Source organism: Marinoscillum sp. (genome assembly GCF_965229915.1).
GTDB lineage: Bacteria > Bacteroidota > Bacteroidia > Cytophagales > Cyclobacteriaceae > Marinoscillum.
In genome coordinates this window covers 1,055,077-1,074,346 of record NZ_CBDDJZ010000001.1, presented here as the reverse complement: position 1 = coordinate 1,074,346, position 19,270 = coordinate 1,055,077, and the positions used below count along the sequence as shown (strand labels likewise).

General features: G+C 42.6%; 19 protein-coding genes. 18 read left to right on the top strand and 1 reads right to left on the bottom strand.

Annotated elements, in window-relative coordinates; all coding sequences use genetic code 11:
• Positions 1-108 precede the first annotated feature (108 nt).
• From ACO067_RS04715 to ACO067_RS04635, 17 genes are all read left to right on the top strand, one after another.
• Positions 109-1,704 carry an ATP-dependent DNA ligase gene (locus tag ACO067_RS04715; protein WP_421871324.1) on the top strand — a complete coding sequence of 532 codons (1,596 nt, stop codon included), beginning with the start codon at positions 109-111 and terminating at the stop codon, positions 1,702-1,704.
• A 42-nt stretch (positions 1,705-1,746) separates the two neighbouring features.
• Positions 1,747-2,133, top strand: a complete 387-nt coding sequence (locus ACO067_RS04710; RefSeq protein ID WP_421871323.1) for a DoxX family protein — start codon at positions 1,747-1,749, stop codon at positions 2,131-2,133.
• A gap of 19 nt (positions 2,134-2,152) precedes the next feature.
• Positions 2,153-4,615, top strand: a complete 2,463-nt coding sequence (locus ACO067_RS04705) for a ligase-associated DNA damage response DEXH box helicase (RefSeq protein ID WP_421871322.1) — start codon at positions 2,153-2,155, stop codon at positions 4,613-4,615.
• A gap of 33 nt (positions 4,616-4,648) precedes the next feature.
• Positions 4,649-5,077: a DUF2147 domain-containing protein gene (locus ACO067_RS04700; protein ID WP_421871321.1), complete on the top strand. Its 429-nt coding sequence runs from the start codon at positions 4,649-4,651 to the stop codon at positions 5,075-5,077.
• Positions 5,067-5,732, top strand: coding sequence for a ligase-associated DNA damage response endonuclease PdeM (pdeM, locus tag ACO067_RS04695; RefSeq protein WP_421871319.1), 666 nt, complete (start codon positions 5,067-5,069; stop codon positions 5,730-5,732). The genes ACO067_RS04700 and pdeM overlap by 11 nt, the downstream gene beginning before the upstream one ends.
• 98 nt (positions 5,733-5,830) lie before the next feature.
• Positions 5,831-6,370: an RNA polymerase sigma factor gene (locus ACO067_RS04690; protein ID WP_421871317.1), complete on the top strand. Its 540-nt coding sequence runs from the start codon at positions 5,831-5,833 to the stop codon at positions 6,368-6,370.
• Complete coding sequence (locus tag ACO067_RS04685) at positions 6,370-7,314, top strand: anti-sigma factor family protein (RefSeq protein ID WP_421871315.1); 945 nt, start codon at positions 6,370-6,372, stop codon at positions 7,312-7,314. Before ACO067_RS04690 ends, ACO067_RS04685 begins: the two co-directional genes overlap by 1 nt.
• 41 nt (positions 7,315-7,355) lie before the next feature.
• On the top strand, positions 7,356-8,246 hold the full coding sequence (locus ACO067_RS04680) for a cell division protein FtsX (protein ID WP_421871313.1): 891 nt from the start codon (positions 7,356-7,358) through the stop codon (positions 8,244-8,246).
• A 1-nt stretch (position 8,247) separates the two neighbouring features.
• Entirely contained in the window at positions 8,248-8,478 is a 231-nt protein-coding gene (locus ACO067_RS04675) for a DUF3098 domain-containing protein (protein WP_421871311.1), read from the top strand.
• A 3-nt stretch (positions 8,479-8,481) separates the two neighbouring features.
• Positions 8,482-9,279, top strand: coding sequence for an undecaprenyl-diphosphate phosphatase (locus tag ACO067_RS04670; RefSeq protein WP_421871309.1), 798 nt, complete (start codon positions 8,482-8,484; stop codon positions 9,277-9,279).
• Positions 9,270-9,953 (top strand): tRNA pseudouridine(55) synthase TruB, encoded by a 684-nt coding sequence (gene truB, locus ACO067_RS04665; protein ID WP_421871307.1) that lies wholly within the window; start codon positions 9,270-9,272, stop codon positions 9,951-9,953. The genes ACO067_RS04670 and truB overlap by 10 nt, the downstream gene beginning before the upstream one ends.
• Entirely contained in the window at positions 9,940-10,881 is a 942-nt protein-coding gene (locus ACO067_RS04660; protein ID WP_421871306.1) for a bifunctional riboflavin kinase/FAD synthetase, read from the top strand. Before truB ends, ACO067_RS04660 begins: the two co-directional genes overlap by 14 nt.
• Entirely contained in the window at positions 10,878-11,690 is an 813-nt protein-coding gene (locus ACO067_RS04655; protein ID WP_421871304.1) for a M48 family metallopeptidase, read from the top strand. The genes ACO067_RS04660 and ACO067_RS04655 overlap by 4 nt, the downstream gene beginning before the upstream one ends.
• Positions 11,691-11,696: 6 nt before the next feature.
• On the top strand, positions 11,697-12,509 hold the full coding sequence (locus tag ACO067_RS04650; protein ID WP_421871302.1) for a M48 family metalloprotease: 813 nt from the start codon (positions 11,697-11,699) through the stop codon (positions 12,507-12,509).
• Positions 12,506-12,838, top strand: coding sequence for a gliding motility protein GldC (gene gldC, locus ACO067_RS04645; protein WP_421871301.1), 333 nt, complete (start codon positions 12,506-12,508; stop codon positions 12,836-12,838). Before ACO067_RS04650 ends, gldC begins: the two co-directional genes overlap by 4 nt.
• A gap of 170 nt (positions 12,839-13,008) precedes the next feature.
• Positions 13,009-16,041 (top strand): TonB-dependent receptor, encoded by a 3,033-nt coding sequence (locus ACO067_RS04640; protein ID WP_421871299.1) that lies wholly within the window; start codon positions 13,009-13,011, stop codon positions 16,039-16,041.
• Positions 16,042-16,116: 75 nt separating this feature from the next.
• Positions 16,117-16,932 carry an ion transporter gene (locus ACO067_RS04635; RefSeq protein ID WP_421871297.1) on the top strand — a complete coding sequence of 272 codons (816 nt, stop codon included), beginning with the start codon at positions 16,117-16,119 and terminating at the stop codon, positions 16,930-16,932.
• 53 nt (positions 16,933-16,985) lie between these two features.
• Here ACO067_RS04635 and ACO067_RS04630 read toward each other — a convergent pair whose 3' ends face one another.
• On the bottom strand, positions 16,986-18,254 hold the full coding sequence (locus tag ACO067_RS04630; protein ID WP_421871295.1) for a fasciclin domain-containing protein: 1,269 nt from the start codon (positions 18,252-18,254) through the stop codon (positions 16,986-16,988).
• A 194-nt stretch (positions 18,255-18,448) separates the two neighbouring features.
• On the opposite strand from ACO067_RS04630, the gene ACO067_RS04625 reads away from it, so the two are divergent.
• Positions 18,449-19,267: an energy transducer TonB gene (locus ACO067_RS04625; protein ID WP_421871293.1), complete on the top strand. Its 819-nt coding sequence runs from the start codon at positions 18,449-18,451 to the stop codon at positions 19,265-19,267.
• The last annotated feature ends 3 nt before the right edge of the window (positions 19,268-19,270 follow it).

Below are 19,270 nucleotides of genomic sequence, written 5' to 3'. Positions count from 1 at the left end.
ACAATACTTTTTAGTTAGGTTAGGTTGGTGATTAGCTCCCCTCGATCCAGAGGGGGGCTTTTTTTGTTATAGGCAAACACAACCTATGAGAAGTAGTTCATAAATCAAATGAAGCAATTTGCTCAGCTACTACTGGATCTGGAGAATACTACCAGTACCTTAAAAAAGGTATCGGCTATGAAAACGTATTTCTCAGTGGCAGATCCACCGGATCGTGTTTGGGCAATTGCGCTATTTACGCATAGACGTCCCAAACGCAGGGTAAACACCAGACTGCTGGCTGAATGGGCCGTGGAGCAATCTGGTTTGGATAACTGGTTGTTCGAAGAGAGTTATTCGGTAGTAGGAGATCTTGCCGAAACCCTATCCTTGATTTTGCCTGAGACCGACAAAACATCTGATCATTCTTTAACCCAATGGATCACACTGCTCATTGAGATGAAATCTGATTCTGAGGAGGAGAAGAAACAGAAAATCCTGTATGCCTGGTCCCAATTGGATCGTCAGGAACGCTTTGTTTTTAATAAGCTCATCACAGGTGGTTTTCGTGTTGGCATCTCCAAGAACCTGATTATACGCTCTTTGGCAGAAGCCACAGACCAGGAATCCACAGAGATTGCGCATCGACTGATGGGAAACTGGGACCCTGCTACCACTTCCTATCAATCACTCATTCTGGAAAAAGATGAAAATGAAGACCTTTCCAAGCCATATCCATTTTACTTGGCTTATCCACTAGAAGATGATGTTGGGGAGTTGGGGGATATTTCTGAATGGATTGCTGAATGGAAATGGGATGGTATACGATCACAACTGATCAAAAGATCGGATCAAATATATCTTTGGAGTAGAGGTGAAGAGTTGATTACCGAGAAGTTCCCAGAGTTTGATCCACTAAATGAACTCTTACCTGAGGGAACGGTGATCGATGGTGAGCTGCTGCCATTTAAGAATGGACAGCCACTTCCGTTTGCACTCTTGCAAACCAGGATAGGAAGGAAAACTATTTCCAAAAAACAATTGCAAGAAGCTCCTGCCAGAATCCTGGCATATGATCTTTTGGAACATCAGGGAGCCGATATTCGTGATTGGCCATTCGAGAAGCGACGAGCAAAACTGAAGCAAATCCTCAACGACTCGGCGGCAATCAACGAGTTGGTGGAGCTGTCCGAAGAAGTCACCTTAGACTCCTGGGAGGGCTTATCTGAGTTGCGTGAGGAGTCAAGGTCATATTTTGCTGAGGGGTTTATGCTGAAGAGGAAGTCATCCACCTACCAGACCGGAAGAAAACGGGGAGATTGGTGGAAGTGGAAGGTAGATCCGCTCTCGGTAGACGCGGTGATGATCTATGCGCAGAAAGGCCACGGACGCAGGGCAGATATTTATTCTGACTACACATTTGCCATTTGGGATGGAGATCAGTTGGTGCCCTTTGCTAAAGCCTACTCCGGACTTACTGATAAAGAATTGCTGGAAGTAACGCGATTTGTCAGAGCGAATACAAAAGAGCGTTTTGGGCCAGTGCGAACGGTAGCAGCCACACAGGTTTTTGAGATACACTTTGAAGGAATTGCTGAGTCAAAACGTCACAAATCTGGCATTGCAGTGCGATTTCCTAGAATTCACCGCTGGCGCAAAGACAAGAAACCCACAGAAGCCAACACTCTTGGGGATTTGAAGTCCCTACTGAATGTATATGGATAATTCGTAATTTGATTATCTTAAGATGATCAAACTGATACCCCTATGAAAATAATCTTTGAATGGTTGCTGAGTATCTTGGCTGCATTTTTACTATTACAAACGTTGTTCTTTAAGTTTTCTGGAAGTGATGAAAGTGTCTACATATTCACGCAGGTAGGTATGGAGCCCTGGGGGCGCATTGGTTCTGGAGTGGTAGAGTTAGTCGCAGGTGTGCTTTTGTTGTGGTCCAGGTATCGAGTGTATGGAGCCATACTTGCTCTGGGTGTCATATCTGGTGCGCTCTTTTTTCACCTGACCACATTGGGCATAGAAGTGATGAACGATGACGGACAATTGTTCTACTATGCATTGACTGTTTTCATTAGCAGTTTGATCATTTTGATCATGAGAAAAAACGACTTACCATTTTTTCAAAAACAAACTGCCTAGAAGAATCATTTAGTGGAGAGTGGATGATCTCTTAAGACCTGCATTTAACTGGTTTGAGCATAAGAACTGGACACCGTTTGGTTTTCAGCAAGAAGCATGGCGCGCTTATCTCAATGGTAAAAGTGGATTGCTCAATGCACCGACTGGAAGTGGTAAAACTTATGCCCTTTGGATCCCTTGTATATTGGAATTTCTTCGAGATCATGCTCCCGAAGAAGTCACTCCAGAGGTTCGAGTGCTTTGGGTTACGCCTTTGCGAGCCCTCGCAAAAGACATTCAACGGGCCATGCAGGAGGTATGCGATGATCTGGACCTCCGGTGGGAAGTCGGTCTACGAACTGGCGACACTACTCCAGGTAAACGTCAGCAGCAAAAAAGGAAAGCTCCACAGGCACTAGTCATCACTCCTGAAAGTATCCATGTGCTGCTCAGTCAAAGTGACTATCCCAATTTTTTCAAGAATCTCAAGGCCATCATTGTAGATGAGTGGCATGAAATCCTGGGAACCAAACGAGGAGTGGCTACTGAGTTGGCGATTTCCAGACTAAAAGCCTTAAATGGTCCGGAGCTGAAGGTTTGGGGAGTGAGTGCCACCATAGGCAACTTACCACAGGCCAAGCGGGTCCTTCTTGGCGAGGACCTGTACAAAGATAGTGTCACCATCAAGGCGGACATCAATAAGGAAGTCCGCGTAGAATCTGTGCTTCCGGATGAAGTGGAGAAGTTTCCCTGGACAGGTCATTTGGGCACCAAGCTACTACCAAAGATTTTACCAATCATCAATCGGTCCAAAACCACGCTGCTCTTCACCAATACACGTTCACAGACCGAACTTTGGTACCAGGCGATTTTAAAATTTGCGCCAGAACTGTCTGGTGTGATTGCCATGCACCATGGCTCCATGGACCATGACATACGTGGCTGGGTAGAAGATGCTCTTCACGAAGAAAAGCTTAAACTCGTAGTATGCACGTCCAGTCTTGATTTGGGAGTGGATTTCAGACCGGTTGATACGGTGATTCAGGTGGGCGGACCCAAGGGTATTTCACGATTCTTCCAGCGTGCTGGTAGGAGTGGTCATCGGCCTGGAGCACTATCTAAGATTTATTTTGTGCCTACACACTCCCTGGAGCTGGTAGAAGGTGCAGCTCTAAGAGAGTCCATCCAGGAAGAGAAGTTTGAGAGCCGCAAACCTTTGGAAAAGAGTCTGGATGTGTTGATCCAGTACCTGGTCACTCTGGCGGTTAGTGGTGGGTTCAAGCCACTACAAATCCTCGAAGAGATCAAGAGTACTTACAGCTATCGACGGATTACAGCGCCGGAGTGGCAGTGGTGTCTGGAGTTTATCACCACAGGCGGAAAGACTCTGGGGCAGTATGATGAGTTTGCTAAGGTTTACAACGATGATGGCATCTATAAAATCATCAACAAGAAAGCCGCTACCAAGCACAAACTTTCTATAGGCACGATCGTGGGTGATCCTGCACTCAAGGTTAAGTTTCTCACCGGAGGACATATAGGTACTATTGAAGAGAGTTTTATCTCCCGGTTGAATCCTGGGGATAGCTTTTGGTTCGCTGGCCGAAATCTGGAATTTGTTCGCATTAAAGACTTAACTGTGCTAGTTCGGAAGTCGAGTAAAAAAAGTGGTCTTACTCCCCAATGGATGGGTGGGCGGTTACCCTTGTCTTCGATGCTTGCCGATAAAATCAGAGAAAAGTTTGAACAGGCTGTGGATGGGAATTATGGTGATGTGGAGATGCAAACCATCAAACCTATATTGGATCTACAGGCCAAGTGGTCCGAAATCCCCTCCCGGACAAAGCTGCTAGTTGAGAAAACCAAAACAAGGTTTGGACATCATATATTCATTTACCCTTTCGAGGGGATGTTTGTGCATGAGGTACTGGGAGGTGTCATTGCCATGAGAATTAGCCGCATTCGTCCTATATCATTTTCTATCTCCATGAATGACTATGGGTTTGAGCTGCTGTCCGATCAGGAAATACCGATAGAGGAAGCTTTGGAACTGGACCTGTTTAGTGAAGAAAACCTATTTGCTGATATACAAGAGTCTATCAATATGACGGAGATGGCTCAACGTAAATTTCGAGATGTAGCGACCATCGCTGGGTTGATCTTTCAGGGATATCCAGGCAAAGGCATCCGAGCGAAACATTTACAAGCTTCATCAGGTATTCTGTACAAGGTCTTCGAGGAATACGACAAAGGCAATTTACTGATCCGTCAATCAATGGAAGAAGTGCTCACACTGCAAGTTGAGCATAGCCGTTTGTTGGAGGCCATTCGTCGAATCAACCAACAGAAAATTGTCCTTAAAGAGACGGTAAAGCCAACACCCTTTGCCTTTCCTATTTTAGTGGATATGTTAAGGCGACAAAATCTTACATCGGAGCAACTGTCCGATCGTATTGCCAAAATGCAGCTACAATTGGAACGTGCTGCAAATAAGAAGAGTTGATTATTTTTGACCCTCAATTGTTAACCCGTAGATATGAAAACATTCTTTATTGTTTGCTTCACAGTACTCACTTTAATTACAAATGCCCAATCCATCACTGGTAAGTGGAAAACCATCGATGATGAGACCGGCAAGCCCCGCTCGGTAGTGGAGATAGAAGAACGAGATGGTCAGTATTTTGGAAAAATCATCCAACTATTTCGTGAACCTGGAGAAGAGCAAGATCCGAAATGTGATGAATGTCCCGGCAAAAAAAAGAATCAAAAGATTATTGGGATGGAAATCATCACTGATATGGAGTATGATTCAGAAGAAAACGAGTACTCAGAAGGAGAGATACTTGATCCGGAGAGTGGTAACGTGTACGATTGCAAACTGTGGATAGAGAATGGTAAGCTCAAAGTGCGTGGTTACGTGATGTTCCTCTTCAGAACACAAACCTGGCTTCCATATGAAGGGTAGTCTCGAACTACTTGGTGCTACACATGATTTAGAGTTATTAAACCAGGAACTTACGCTGGATGCATCCAAAGCTTTTTATTGGCATGAAGAGCGTGCATTGGTACTTGCAGATGTACATCTGGGAAAGGCAGGTCATTTTCGCAAGCATGGGGTCCCGATTCCACGACAGGTTCATATTTCGGACTTGCAGCGAGTAAATTCACTTATCAGCCGTTATCAACCTGCCAAAGTATTGTTTCTTGGAGATTTGTTTCACAGTGACTCCAATGAGGAATGGTTGGATTTTGTGGAGTGGTCCAATTTCCAAAAGGGAGTAGAGCAGATTCTGATTGAAGGTAATCATGACATTCTGGAGCCGGATTCTTATCGGCAAACGAGAATGATCCTGATGGATCGCTATGAGTCAGGACCATTTTCACTCACACATGAGCAGGAGAAGACAGAGGCTTACAATATTTCAGGGCACGTGCATCCTTGTGTCTATCTCAGAGGTCTGGCCAGACAAGGAGCGAGACTATCATGTTTTCATTTTGGAGTGCAGTATGGGATGATTCCAGCCTTTGGAGAATTCACCGGAAACCATCCCATTCGACCAAAGAAATCGGATCTTATTTTCGCCATAGGCGAAGGTCAGCTCATTGGGTTAATGGGCTAAATCCATTATTTTACAGAAATAAACCAGCTATTCATCAAGTATGAGGTTACTTTTTAACCATGTAAAGTATTTAAAAGGGGAGCGAAAGCTCTGGGTGTATGAAGGATAGGGAAATTCTGGATAGAATAAGCAAAGGAGACGAGCGTGCCCTTGACTACCTCTACAAGAAGTACTACAAGATGATGACCAACATCGTCTTGAAAAACAATGGTACCATTGATGAGGCAAAGGATGTGTACCAGGAAGCACTGGTAGTGTTTTGGCAGAAAGCAGCAAGCGGAAAACTGGTGCTAACTTCCAAGATCAGCACGTTTTTATACAGCATATGCCTAAACCAATGGCGGAAAGAGCTAGACCGAAAGAGTCGTTTGAGTAATGAGGAGGTTGATCGAGAAGAGTTCCAAAGCCATGATGAGGAAGAGCGATATAAAATTGTGATGCAGTGTATCAGTGAGCTGGGTGACACCTGCAAGCGGATATTAACTTATTATTACTTTGATGGTTTGAACATGTCAGATATTGCAGAAAAGCTAAATTTTGCGAATACAGACACTGCAAAGACCAAAAAGTATAAGTGTAAAAAGAAATTAGATAGTTTAATAAAAGAACGCTACAGCACAACAGACTTTTTTGATTAATGAACCCAACACATAAAAATCAAATAGAAGCCTATCTACGGGATGAATTAAACCCTGAGCAAATGAATCAATTTCATGCGCACATGGAGAGTAATCCAGATTTCGCACAGCAAGTGCGATTTGAAGAGAAGATTGTAAAAGGCCTTAGTGAAGTACGAAAAGCGGAGCTCAAAGCGCGCCTGGATGCCATCGATGTTACTCCAGTTGGTTGGGTAGGAGGAATCGGTCAGTTGGCCAACAATGCTGTGGTGAAAACACTTGGCGGTATTGCGGCGGCTTCAATCGTCGGTGTTGTGCTTTACAATATTGTAGATCTAGATGGTGAGCAGTCTATCGATACTTCTAAAACCATCACTACCGAAATAAATCATCCACAGGATCAGGAGCAAGCTAGTACCTCCTGGAAAGATTTAATACCCGAAGAAACAATTGATCGACAATACGCTGAGCAGTCTGAAGAGCAGCAATTCGTAGCTGCACCTATGAAAGAAGTAAAAGAGGAGCTGATCGAAGTGTCCCCTGAAGAGGTGGCTTCACTAGAGAAGTCTTCTGAGGATTTTACACCTGAGGTGAGTGTTCCTCAGCCAGGCGATCTGGCTAAAGAGGATGGTTTGACAACTCCAGATTCTCGACTTCCGGAGGTTACTGCTTCTGATGAGCTGATTGATAAAGAGCCAGTGGCAGTAGATGTAGAAACCGTCAATAGGAAGAATGAAGCACTCAAATACAAGTATTTTGATGGTAAACTATTCCTCTATGGTGACTTCAGTGAAAACCCATACGAGATCCTGGAAATCAATGGAGTGAAAGAGCGAAAACTATACCTGTATTTTGAACAGAATTACTTCAGCATTGAAGTTACCGATAAGGTGAAGGAGTTGAATGAGCTGAGTGACCGCAGACTTATCAACGAGCTGGAGATTATTCGCAACAATAAGCTCTAGTACAGCACAAATCCACAGACATTATTTAGTTTTGAGGCGGGATGGAACAGAAAACCCGTAAAAAAAGAAAACTAGGTAGTTACCCTTTCGCCAGTGTTACGCTCAGTATCACACTGGCCTTGTTTGTCATTGGTTTGTTTGGGATGTTAGCTCTTCACGCGAACAAGCTAACTACCGTCATTCAGGAAAACATTGAGCTCCAGGTTTTTCTCAATAAGCAAATTTCTTCTGGTGAAATTACCAAAATCAATCGGACCATTGGTTCTAAGCCTTTTGTGTTGAAGAAAGAAAACAACCCGATGATCCGAATGGTCACCAGGGAAGAGGCAGCTGAGCAGTTTGTGCAAGATACCGGTGAAGACTTCACTGAGTTTTTGGGAGACAATCCGTTGAGGGATTTGTTAGTGGTCAATATTGATCCGGCCTACCAGGCTTCTGACTCGCTGCGCATGATCAAAGCAGATTTGGAACAGATCGGTGGCGTATACGAAGTATCTTATGTGGAATCGCTGGTAGAAAGCATCAACGAGAACCTGACCAAAATAGGCTTGATTCTCTTTGGGTTCTTCATCATATTACTCATCGTGGTAGTGATTTTGATTAACAATACCATCAAACTCGCCCTGTTTTCCCAGCGCTTCCTGATCAGGAGCATGCAATTAGTAGGTGCCACGGCCGGCTTTATTAGAGGTCCGTTCCTCAAGCGCTCTATTTGGTACGGGTTGCTGGCTGGTAGCTTTGCCAGTGTTACACTTTACCTGTTGATGAACTATGCCAACAGCCAAATAGAAAACCTGAACCAGTTACAGGATTTTCAAAGTCTTGCCGTCCTATTTGGGTCAATCATCGTGCTTGGAATGATTGTGGGTTACCTCAGTACTTACAGAGCCGTTAGAAAATACTTAAAACTTTCATTAGACGAACTTTATTGATATGTCAGATAAGAGCAAATTCGCCTTCGAAAAGGTCAATTACATCATTATGCTAATTGGGGTTCTTACCCTGGTTGTTGGTTTTTTCATTATGTCTTCAGATGGCGAACCTTATGGTTTCGGATTTTTAGGCCTAACCCTTGGGCCAATAGTAGTTATGCTGGGTTTCATTATCGAATTTGTAGCCATTTTCTACAAACCCAAGAAAAATTCAGAAGCTGAAAGCAAGTAATTCATGACATGGATTGAGGCGTTGATCCTAGGGGTCATTCAGGGACTTACCGAATTTTTACCTGTAAGTAGTAGCGGACATTTAGAGATTGGAAGTGTTTTGCTGGGTGTACAGTCTAGCGAAAACCTACTGTTTGCGGTGGTGGTGCATGCAGCTACTGCATTGAGCACTATCGTCGTGTTTAGAAAAGATATAGCTGAAATACTGGCTGGATTGTTTCAATTCAAGTGGAACGAATCCTGGGACTTTGCTATCAAAATCATTATTTCCATGATTCCTGTTGGAATCGTCGGTGTGTTTTTTGAAGATGAGATCACAGCGTTATTTACCGGCAACTTGTTATTGGTAGGGAGTATGCTGATTGTGACCTCTGCTTTGTTGTTTTTTACACATTTTAAGAAAGATAACCACAAAGAGGTCAGTAAGCCATCAGCCTTTATCATCGGATTAGCCCAGTCCATAGCGATATTGCCTGGTATCTCGCGTTCGGGATCAACAATTGCTACAGCTCTACTGCTTGGTGTGGAAAAGAGTAAGGCTACTGGATTTTCATTTTTGATGGTGTTGGTTCCCATCTTAGGTGCCAGTATGTTGAAACTCAAAGCCTATTTTGAGGCACCAGCAGCGTATGAAGGTTTGGGAGCTACTCCAATGCTGGTTGGGTTTTTAGCATCTTTTATCGCTGGGTACATCGCATGTAAATGGATGGTAGGTATTGTCCGAAAAGGCAAGCTAACTTATTTCGCTGTTTACTGTTTCGTAGTAGGACTCATCGCAATTGTATCTCAGATTTGGATCTAGCACAATACACAGAAGGCAAAATACTCCTGATCGACAAGCCACTCACCTGGACGTCATTTGATGTGGTGAAGAAGCTAAGGTATGCGCTGAAAGTAAAGAAAATTGGACATGCGGGCACACTGGATCCGTTGGCTACAGGCCTGTTACTTATTGGAACAGGAAAGTTTACCAAAAAACTCAATGAGCTTCAGGGGCTTGATAAGCAGTATGAAGGCGTGATTACCATAGGGAAGACAACTCCTTCTTATGATTTGGAAACTGAGTTTGACTCAGTGAGGGATACCTCACACATTACGTCAGAGGAATTACAACAAGCTGCCGCTAAGCTTACAGGACCTCTCGCACAAATTCCCCCGGCACATTCGGCGGTGAAGGTAAATGGGGAACGAGCTTATAAAAAGGCCAGGAAAAACGAGGCGGTGAAGCTGGATCCAAGAGCTATTACTATCCATTCTTTTGATTTGCTAAAGATAGATGGGGATGACATTCACTTTCGAATAGAATGCACCAAGGGTACATACATTCGAAGTATGGCCCGAGATTTTGGAGAAATATTGGGAGTTGGTGCCCACCTGAGTTCACTAAGGCGAACGATGATTGGAGATTACTCAGTGGCTGATGCTGAACAGTTAGACGATTTTATCAATCGAATTAAGGAAGATGCAACTGATTGAGGATTTAAAAGACTTTTCTGCTCCAGAGTATTCGGTGGTTACTTCCGGGACCTTCGACGGGGTTCATTATGGTCATCAAAAAATCCTCAGCAAAATTAGCCAAATAGCTAAGAAAAAGGGAGGTAAGAGTATTGTGCTTACTTTTTGGCCACATCCACGCTTCGTGCTGAAGAAAGACTCTAGTGATTTGAAGTTGCTTACCACCTTTGAGGAGAAGGCACAATTATTAGAAGAAAATGGGATCGATTTTTTAGTTAAGATTCCTTTTACCAAAGAGTTTTCTGAACTGACTTCTGACCAGTTTATCCGACAGATTCTAGTGGACAAGCTTAAGACACAAAAGTTGGTCATCGGCTATGATCACCGCTTTGGACGCAATCGCGAAGGAGGGTTTGATTACTTGATGGAGCATTCGCATGAATATGGATTTGAAATAGAAGAAATCTCCCGGCAGGATATCGAAAACGTGGGTGTAAGCTCTACAAAGATTCGAGAAGCACTGGCGGAGGGAGAGATTCATATAGCGAATGATTTTTTAGGAAGGGAGTACAGTATCACTGGATTCGTGAAAGATGGTGATCGCATTGGGAGAAGCATAGGCTTCCCAACAGCGAACCTCGATATACCCGAATCCTACAAGTTGATACCGGCAGATGGGGCCTATGCAGTACGTGTGCGGGTAGATCAGGAGTTATTTCAAGGCATGCTGAATATAGGTCAGAGACCCACCGTGTCAGGTCAGGAAAGGCGTATAGAAGTGAATATATTTGACTTCAATGCAGACATCTACAATGCAAGAATAAAAGTGGAATTTGTTAGATTACTTAGGAAGGAGCAGAAGTTTGGTAGCATTGATGAGCTAAAGGATCAATTGAACAAAGACCGACTTCAGGCGATTGATATACTAAATCAAGACAGAACTACATGAAAAAGCTATTCCTATATCTTCCAGTTGTATTGTTAATAGCTGGTTGTTCATCCTCTGGGAAGGTTTCATCCTTGTTGTTTGCTCCTGCTGATGACCGACAACTTGGGCAGCAAGTGAGTGAAGAGATTAATTCTAACCCACAAGAGTATCCATTGTTGTCAGAAATAGAGTACCCTGAAGCTTACCAGTATCTAAATTCAATGAAACAGAGCATACTCCGCAGTGATGATATTGATTACCTGGAGGAATTTGCCTGGAAGCTGAAAATCGTAAAGGATGACGATGTGCTCAATGCTTTCTGCACCCCAGGTGGATACATTTATGTATATACCGGCTTGATTAAGTACCTCGATAATGCCGATGACCTGGCAGGTGTCATGGGACATGAAATAGCGCATGCAGACCGTAGACACTCTATCAAACAGCTCGAAAAGCAATACGGTATCTCACTCTTGGCGAGTATTCTGCTTGGTGAGAATACCAGTCAGCTTGCTCAGATTGCGGCACAGCTTGCAGGTACAGGAGCCATACTTAAGTTCAGCAGAGATGCGGAGGAGGAGGCCGATAATTATTCGGTGAGGTACCTTTCTGATACCCGATATGCTTGTGATGGGGCAGCTTCCTTTTTTCAAAAGTTACTGGATCAGGGAAAAGCAGGAGGAACTCCTGAGTTTCTCAGTACGCACCCCAGTCCATCCAGTAGGGTTCAAGATATCAAAGATAAAGTGAGTACGATGAACTGCAGTACTCAGTTGATTCAGGAAACCGGCATGACTTATGCTGATTTCAAAGCTAGTTTACCAAATTAGAAACATATGATGTACATAAGAATACCTCTTTTTGTAATTGTTCTCCTTGGTTTATCCACCTTTTGGTCATGTGATAAAAATGGAGATGTGGTGCTTTTCTCCATTGAGAATGACAAGCAACTCGGCGCTCAGGTAGCCGCTGAAATTGAAGCAGATGAGAGCTTTGTGATTTTGTCCCCCGAAGAATATCCTGATGCTTATAATTACCTTCAGGATATGACTGACAACATTTTGGCATCAGATGAGGTGACCTATAAAGATGAGTTTGTCTGGAAGATTCACATCATTGATGACGATGTGCTCAATGCGTTTTGTACGCCTGGAGGATACATTTATGTGTATACTGGACTGATCAAATACCTGGAGCGTGCCGATGATCTGGCTGGAGTAATGGGGCATGAAATAGCTCATGCTGATCAGCGCCACAGCTCCAAACAGTTGCAACGAGCCTATGGTATTCAGATTTTGCTAAGTATTGCACTTGGAGAAGAGTCCAGCCAGCTTGCTCAAATGGTGGGACAGATAGCCGGCACCGGGGCAACACTCGCTTTTAGCCGAGATGCGGAATCAGAAGCAGATGACTACTCCGTGGAGTACCTATCAGATACAGACTATGCCTGTAATGGTGCAGCATCATTTTTCCAAAAACTTCTGGACTCTGGACAGAGCGGGGGCCCTGAGTTTTTGAGCACACACCCTTCACCAGATAACCGGGTGGAGGATATCAATGCCAAGGCAGATGAATTGGCTTGTGATAAGACAGCAGTTAGTGAAACAGGATTTACCTATCAGGATTTTATAAATAGTTTACCTCAATGAAAAAGTCGGAAATCAACATTTCTGTAGAATTGGATGAGCAGAATATCCCGGAAAAGATTACCTGGGATGCGGATGAAAAAGAAAAACCAGGACCTTCCGAAACCAAATCCATGAGTCTATCCCTATGGGATGACCAAACTAAGAATACTTTACGGATTGACCTGTGGGCCAAAGACATGCCGGTAGAAGACATGAAGCGCTTTTACATCGATTGTATCGGAGGAATGGCCCAGTCAGTTCTTAATAGTACTGGCGATGAGTACATGTCTTCAGAACTCAATGCCGTTTGTGACAAATTTGTGGAGCACCTCAAGAATGAAATGAGTTAATTGAAATGCAATAGAACACTAAAAAGCCTGTCAATTTCGTAATTGGCAGGCTTTTTTGATTGTACCAATTGTAAATAATATCAAATGAAATGCTCCAATAGCGCCAATCTTGATATTTTTATCTAATATTAGATTTTACACAGAGAATTTACATTAACTCATTAAAGTATATGAAGCTTACTTTACCCAAATCATTATTGAGTTTGGTCTTTTTGATGCTTGTTTCGGTAGCCTTTGGGCAAGTATCTATCAAAGGTCAAGTTACGGACGAGGCTACAGGAGAACCCCTAATTGGTGTGAGTATATTGGTGAAAGGTACCGTATTGGGAACCATCACCGATGTAGAAGGAAACTTCAGTCTGGATATCAAATCACCTCCACCGGTCTCATTGATTATTTCCAGTGTTGGTTATGAACGTCTGGAGTTGGATATAGACCAGGCGTCAGTTTCCAGCTTAAAGGTGGAGATGAAGGAATCCATGATGCTGGGACAAGAAGTAGTAGTGTCTGCTTCACGTGTGGAGGAGAACATTCTTCAGTCTCCTGTCAGTATAGAGAAAATGGACATTCTGGCTGTTCAAAACACCTCTTCTGATACTTACTATAAGGCGATAGCGAACCTGAAAGGTGTAGATGTAGCCACTAGTAGTATCAACTTTCAGATCATCAATGCGAGAGGTTTTGGAAGCACAGGAAACACCAGATTTGTGCAGCTGATCGATGGGATGGATACTCAAGCCCCTGCATTGAACTTCCCTATTGGTAACCTCAACGGACCTTCTGAGCTGGATGTGGAAAGTGTGGAACTGATACCTGGTGCATCCTCTGCACTTTATGGACCGAATGCCTTCAATGGTATCCTTTTGATTAACAGTAAAAACCCGTTTGAATATCAGGGCTTAAGTGCTTTTGTAAAAACAGGAGTTAATCATGTAGGTTCGAACGCTGATCATGAGCCTGCATTAATGAAAGAGGCTTCACTGCGATATGCCAAGTCTTTTAATAATAAGTTTGCTTTCAAAATCAATGGATCTTATTCATCTGCAGAAGACTGGCATGGTACGTCTTCATTGGATAGAAATGCAATTCTTCAGCCCGAAGGCTTAAGCTTTAACCCTGGAAGTGATAAGCCCCATTTTCATGGAGATGAAGCATCTATTAACCTTGGCATATTTCCTTTTTCTTCTGCATGGAGAACGCTTGCAAGGACCAATACAGTTGGGCCAGGAGTAAGTTTGGATAGTTACCGAGGAGATTTACCAACACATGTGGTTAGTCTAACACCGTATAAAGAAGTCGATCTCATTGATTATGGTGCTGAGAATATCAAAGCTAATGTGGGCTTATATTATCGCATCACAGACCAGTTAGAATTGAGTTATCTGTATAATGGAGGGTTTGGTACGAGTATTTACACTGGAGCACAGAGATACAGCCTGTCCAATTTTGGCATTCAACAGCACAGAGCCCAATTGAGAGGAGATAATTTTTATTTAAGAGCATATGGTACCTTTGAAAATTCAGGAGATTCATATATCACGGAGTTTTTGGCTCTTAAAATAAATGAGAAGGCGGTTAATGCTGGTTTAACATCTTATTCCACTCTTCCTCAATCAGATCGGTATGTTAGGTTTCTAGCACCGCCTGAACCCGAAGGTCGTGAAAGTGTTACCGGATATCTCACGTCATATTCACTCGCTTATTTGCAGTACATTGCCACACAAGCCAATGGAACTGGATTATCACCGGGAGAATTGGCGACCCTACCAGAAAGTCAAAGGTTACAGATAATTAGTGAAGCACATAATACAGCTAGAGCTTTCGTTGATGATTTGTTCATCTTAGATCCTAATTCTCAGGAATTCAATGATTTGAAAAAAGCTTCTGTAAATGGAGTTGTTCCTGAAGGTCCCAAATTCAACGACAAATCGGCCATGTACCAAGCAGAAGGTCAATATGATTTCAAAAATGAGATTGACTTTATGGAATTACAGGCAGGAGCTAGTTTTAGAATGTTTGCTTTAGGTTCGAATGGAACCATTTTTCCCGACACCTCAGGAAATGATATAACGATTAAGGAGTATGGTGCCTATGTACAGGCTGGTAAAAAATTGACTGATAATTTTAAGTTAAGTGGTTCAGTGAGGTTTGATAAAAATGAAAACTTTAATGGGCAAGTAAATCCCAGATTATCAGGAGTTTACACTTTAAATAAAAATCATAATTTTAGAGCTTCTTTTCAAACGGGATTTCGAAATCCTACTACCCAAGGTCAGTTTATTGATTTGAATATAATTTCTGCCCGTCTTTTGGGTGGTTTACCAGAGTTCTATGAGACCTATCGTTTAACTAGAACCAGTGAAACGAATCAGCCTTTAGTGTTCACAGGCGGTTCTGTTAATGATTTTAGGAATCAGGCATTTGAAGACGGAAGTATTTCAGAGGCTGCTATAGCTCAATTGGAATCATTTACAGACTATCAGTCAGTCAAACCCGAGAAGGTCAAGTCCATGGAACTTGGTTATAAGAGCTTAATAAATAATAAACTAATGGTAGATGCTGTTTATTTCTACAATATCTACAATGATTTCATCACGCAAATTAGGTTAGTTGTTGCTGAGGAGTTTACAACGAATCAGTCACTGGACACAGATCAGTCGCCTTATGGCTACACTTATAATCCAGACGCGACATTTGCGGGAACTGCCAATTATGGATCAATACTAAATGGCTCAGCCGACAACTCCTATCAAATTTACACTAATCTTAATGAGACCGTCAGAACTCAGGGAGCTGCATTGGGTTTAACCTACAGTTTGAGTAGAGGATATACTATTGGGGGTAATTATAGTTGGAATCAGTTTATAAGTGGATATAACGACAATACCCTGAATGACTTCAACACCCCGGAACATAAGTTCAATATAAAGTTTGGGAATCGTAAATTAACGGATAACCTAGGGTTCAACATTACTTACAGATGGCAAGATGCATTCCGTTGGGAATCTTCATTTGGTTCAGGAACTGTTCCAGCCTACAGTACTCTTGATGCTCAGGTATCCTATAGACTAGACCCATTAAAATCTGTTGTGAAACTCGGAGGATCTAATGTGCTAGGGGATTACTATATCCAAAGTATTGGTGGTCCAAACATTGGAGCTATTTATTACATATCTGTAACCTTTGACGAGTTGATGAATTAGATTCCTAAATGAATAATATAAGAGAGCCCGATTCTTAGAATTGGGCTTTTTTTATGTTTTTGCGAATTTAGAGGTATGGAAGATATCAAATTCAAGCATTTTCATCGATTAAGAACACGACTGTACATCATTGTATTTGGTACAGACACTCCAGCAGGAAAGCTATTTGATGTCATTCTATTAATTGCCATACTGCTTAGTATCATCGTGGTAATGTTAGAAAGTGTAGGTGAACTTCGTTCAAGTTATCTAGATGTATTCTTGCTGTTGGAATGGACTTTTACAGGCCTGTTTACAATTGAGTATCTCCTGAGGATTTTTATAACCCGAAAACCCTCAAATTATGTGTTCAGTGGGTTAGGGCTGATCGATTTAGTCGCTTTGTTACCCACCTATATATCCATCTTTATTTCAGGAGGAACCTATTTGGTGGTCATCAGAGCAATTCGTTTGCTTCGGGTATTTCGAATACTCAAATTGACCAGATATCTGGAAGAAGCAAAATTGCTAGGACATGCACTGCAGGGAGCTCAACGCAAGATATTGGTTTTTATGGGTGCAGTTTCCACACTGGTGGTGATCACCGGAACCCTGATGTACTTAATAGAAGGCGGAGAAAATGGGTTTACCAGTATTCCAAGAAGCATCTACTGGGCGGTTGTCACAGTGACTACTGTAGGTTACGGTGACATTGCACCTCAAACCATTTTGGGGCAGACATTTGCTACGCTGCTGATGCTTACCGGATATGCCATTATTGCCGTACCAACGGGTATCATGACTTCTGAGATAGGAAAGTTAGAGCGAAAAAAGGATCGGCGCTGTGAGCGATGTATGGAAGAGAATCCGCGTAATGCCAACTATTGCAATAAGTGTGGCGAAAGATTATAAAAAAAGGTCAGTGCGTTGAAACACTGACCTTTTTAAAATAATTTATGTTTGAATTACTGTATTGGGGTAAGCAATCCAGCTATCACGTGAACAGTTCCATTACCTGAATCTGCCGCATTTGGTAGAGCTACCTCGGCGTTTAGCCCTGTTCCTTCAGTAGGGTTAAAGTCTCCATTTGAATCGATGAAAACATCTGTAAAATCTCCAGCCCCTTCAATTTGGTAGAAAGTTAACATTTGGGCTTGTGCCGCAGAGGATGCTGCTGTAGCAAATGATGCTCCAGTTGATAAATCAGAAACACCTAACGTTTGTCCAACAATTACGTGATTAGCAACAATACCATAGAATTGTTGGCCTGAATAAAACCCTAAGAAACTGTTAATTTCTGCTTCAGTAGCCTCATCATTGTTATCACCAAACAGACTGTCAGCAAGCACTTCGAATGTTGCATTAGAAGGTGCAAAAACCGTGTTCAACTTGGTGGCATCCTCTGATGCATCAGCTGAAAGTATGGACGCTAGAGTTGGTAGACCAGCACCTGTTGCAAAAGTATCTGCCTTAAGAATTGCTTGAGCTAAAATAGAGAAGTCAGCACCTAAAAGCAGTGTGCCAGCATTTGTACCTAGAATTGGAGTCAATGTCTGCCCAACAGTTGGTGGTATCATGACCGAACCCACTATGTGCATCACTCCATTAGTAGCAGCTCTATCTGCTGTCTTAATCTCGATATTCTGATTCGTTGATCCTGTCTTAAGCGTTCCATCTTCATTTACGATGATCAACTCGTTACCAGCACTAGCTGTAGCCACCTGAGTACCAGCAGTTAAGTCAGAAGACTCATACAGTGTAACCGATACGTGGTAGGCTAGCACATTTTTGATAATGTCAGGATTGATTGAGGCTATATTTTGAGGGAATCCAGGAGTTTGGAGAAGACCTATAAATGCATTATTGTCTGGAGCAAATAGTGTAAATGTTCCTTCAGCTTCCAAAGTTGCAACTAGATCAGGATAAACACCAAGATATTTTTCAAGAGAGTCTAATCCTTCAGTTGACTCAACAAGTTCCCATAGATTTGAAGTAGGCTCAGCTTGAGTATCATCATCATCGTCTGAATTATCAACATATCCTTCAGGTTGTTCACAAGCCATAACAGATGTCTCAGCATCTCCTAGACCGTCACCATCCGCATCGGCATACCATGTAAGCTCATCACAATCGGGATCCTCATCATCACCACAGCTAGTTGTAAATACAAGAGCAATCACCGCCGTAAAAAGCGCTAGAGCTCTTAGTGGGTTCAATAAATTTTTCTTCATCATCTTCAGATTTAATTTGTTTCTAAGTTAATGTTCTCTAACTAATAAGAGACCTATAAAGTTAGGAAAAAATTTGTTATGCAAGCATACTAAATTTTTTCTTAATGCTCCGTTAAGAATCAGTTCCGCATCTGATAACGGTCATTTGTCTACTCTCAGCATTTCATGACCTTAGAATAAACAAACCACAATAAGTCATGAAAACGCATATCAACACCCCCCAGAAAATTCCTGGATTGCAAGAGGCTCATTTACCTCATTTGATTCATGCCAATGAAATCATTCATAGAAAGGAAAAGAAACTCAATCAGTATGATGGATTGATGCAGATCAAGCGAGAGCGTCAACGAGTAGAAGCCGATAGAAGACCTATGCTCTTTTTCCTAAGCCTCAGTATCAGTTTGCTCTTTATCATCATTGCTTTCAACTGGAAGACCTATGACAATATGAATCTGGTCGATCTAGGAAATGTAGAAGGAAACTTTGATGAAGTAGTGGAAATGCCAGTGAGTAATCAACCACCACCACCCCCTCCAAAGAAAAACCTGGAAGTCTTTCAGCTGAAAGAAGTGGAGGATGAAGTGCTCATCGAAGACATGGAGATCAACCTGGACATGGAAATGACAGAAGATCTAGCCGTGGAAGATGTGGTTTATGAAGAAGTGATCCTGGACATGGAAGAGGAGAAAGTAGAAGAGATCTTCCAGGTGGTGGAGACATGGCCAGAACCATACGGTGGTATGGCAAGCTTCTATCAGTACGTAGCTGACAATATGAACTACCCGGAAGCCGCGAGAAGATTAAATATAAGTGGGATGGTCTTCGTACAGTTCGTAGTAGAAAAGGATGGTAGCATCACCGACGTGAAAGTAGTGAAAGGAATAGGTGCCGGATGTGATGAAGAAGCCATGCGTGTGGTAAGCGAAGCTCCTGCCTGGAAACCTGGTAAGCAACGTGGGATGGCGGTAAGAGTTTATAGGACTGTCCCAATTCGCTTCATCTTGAAGGAGCGTTGATTG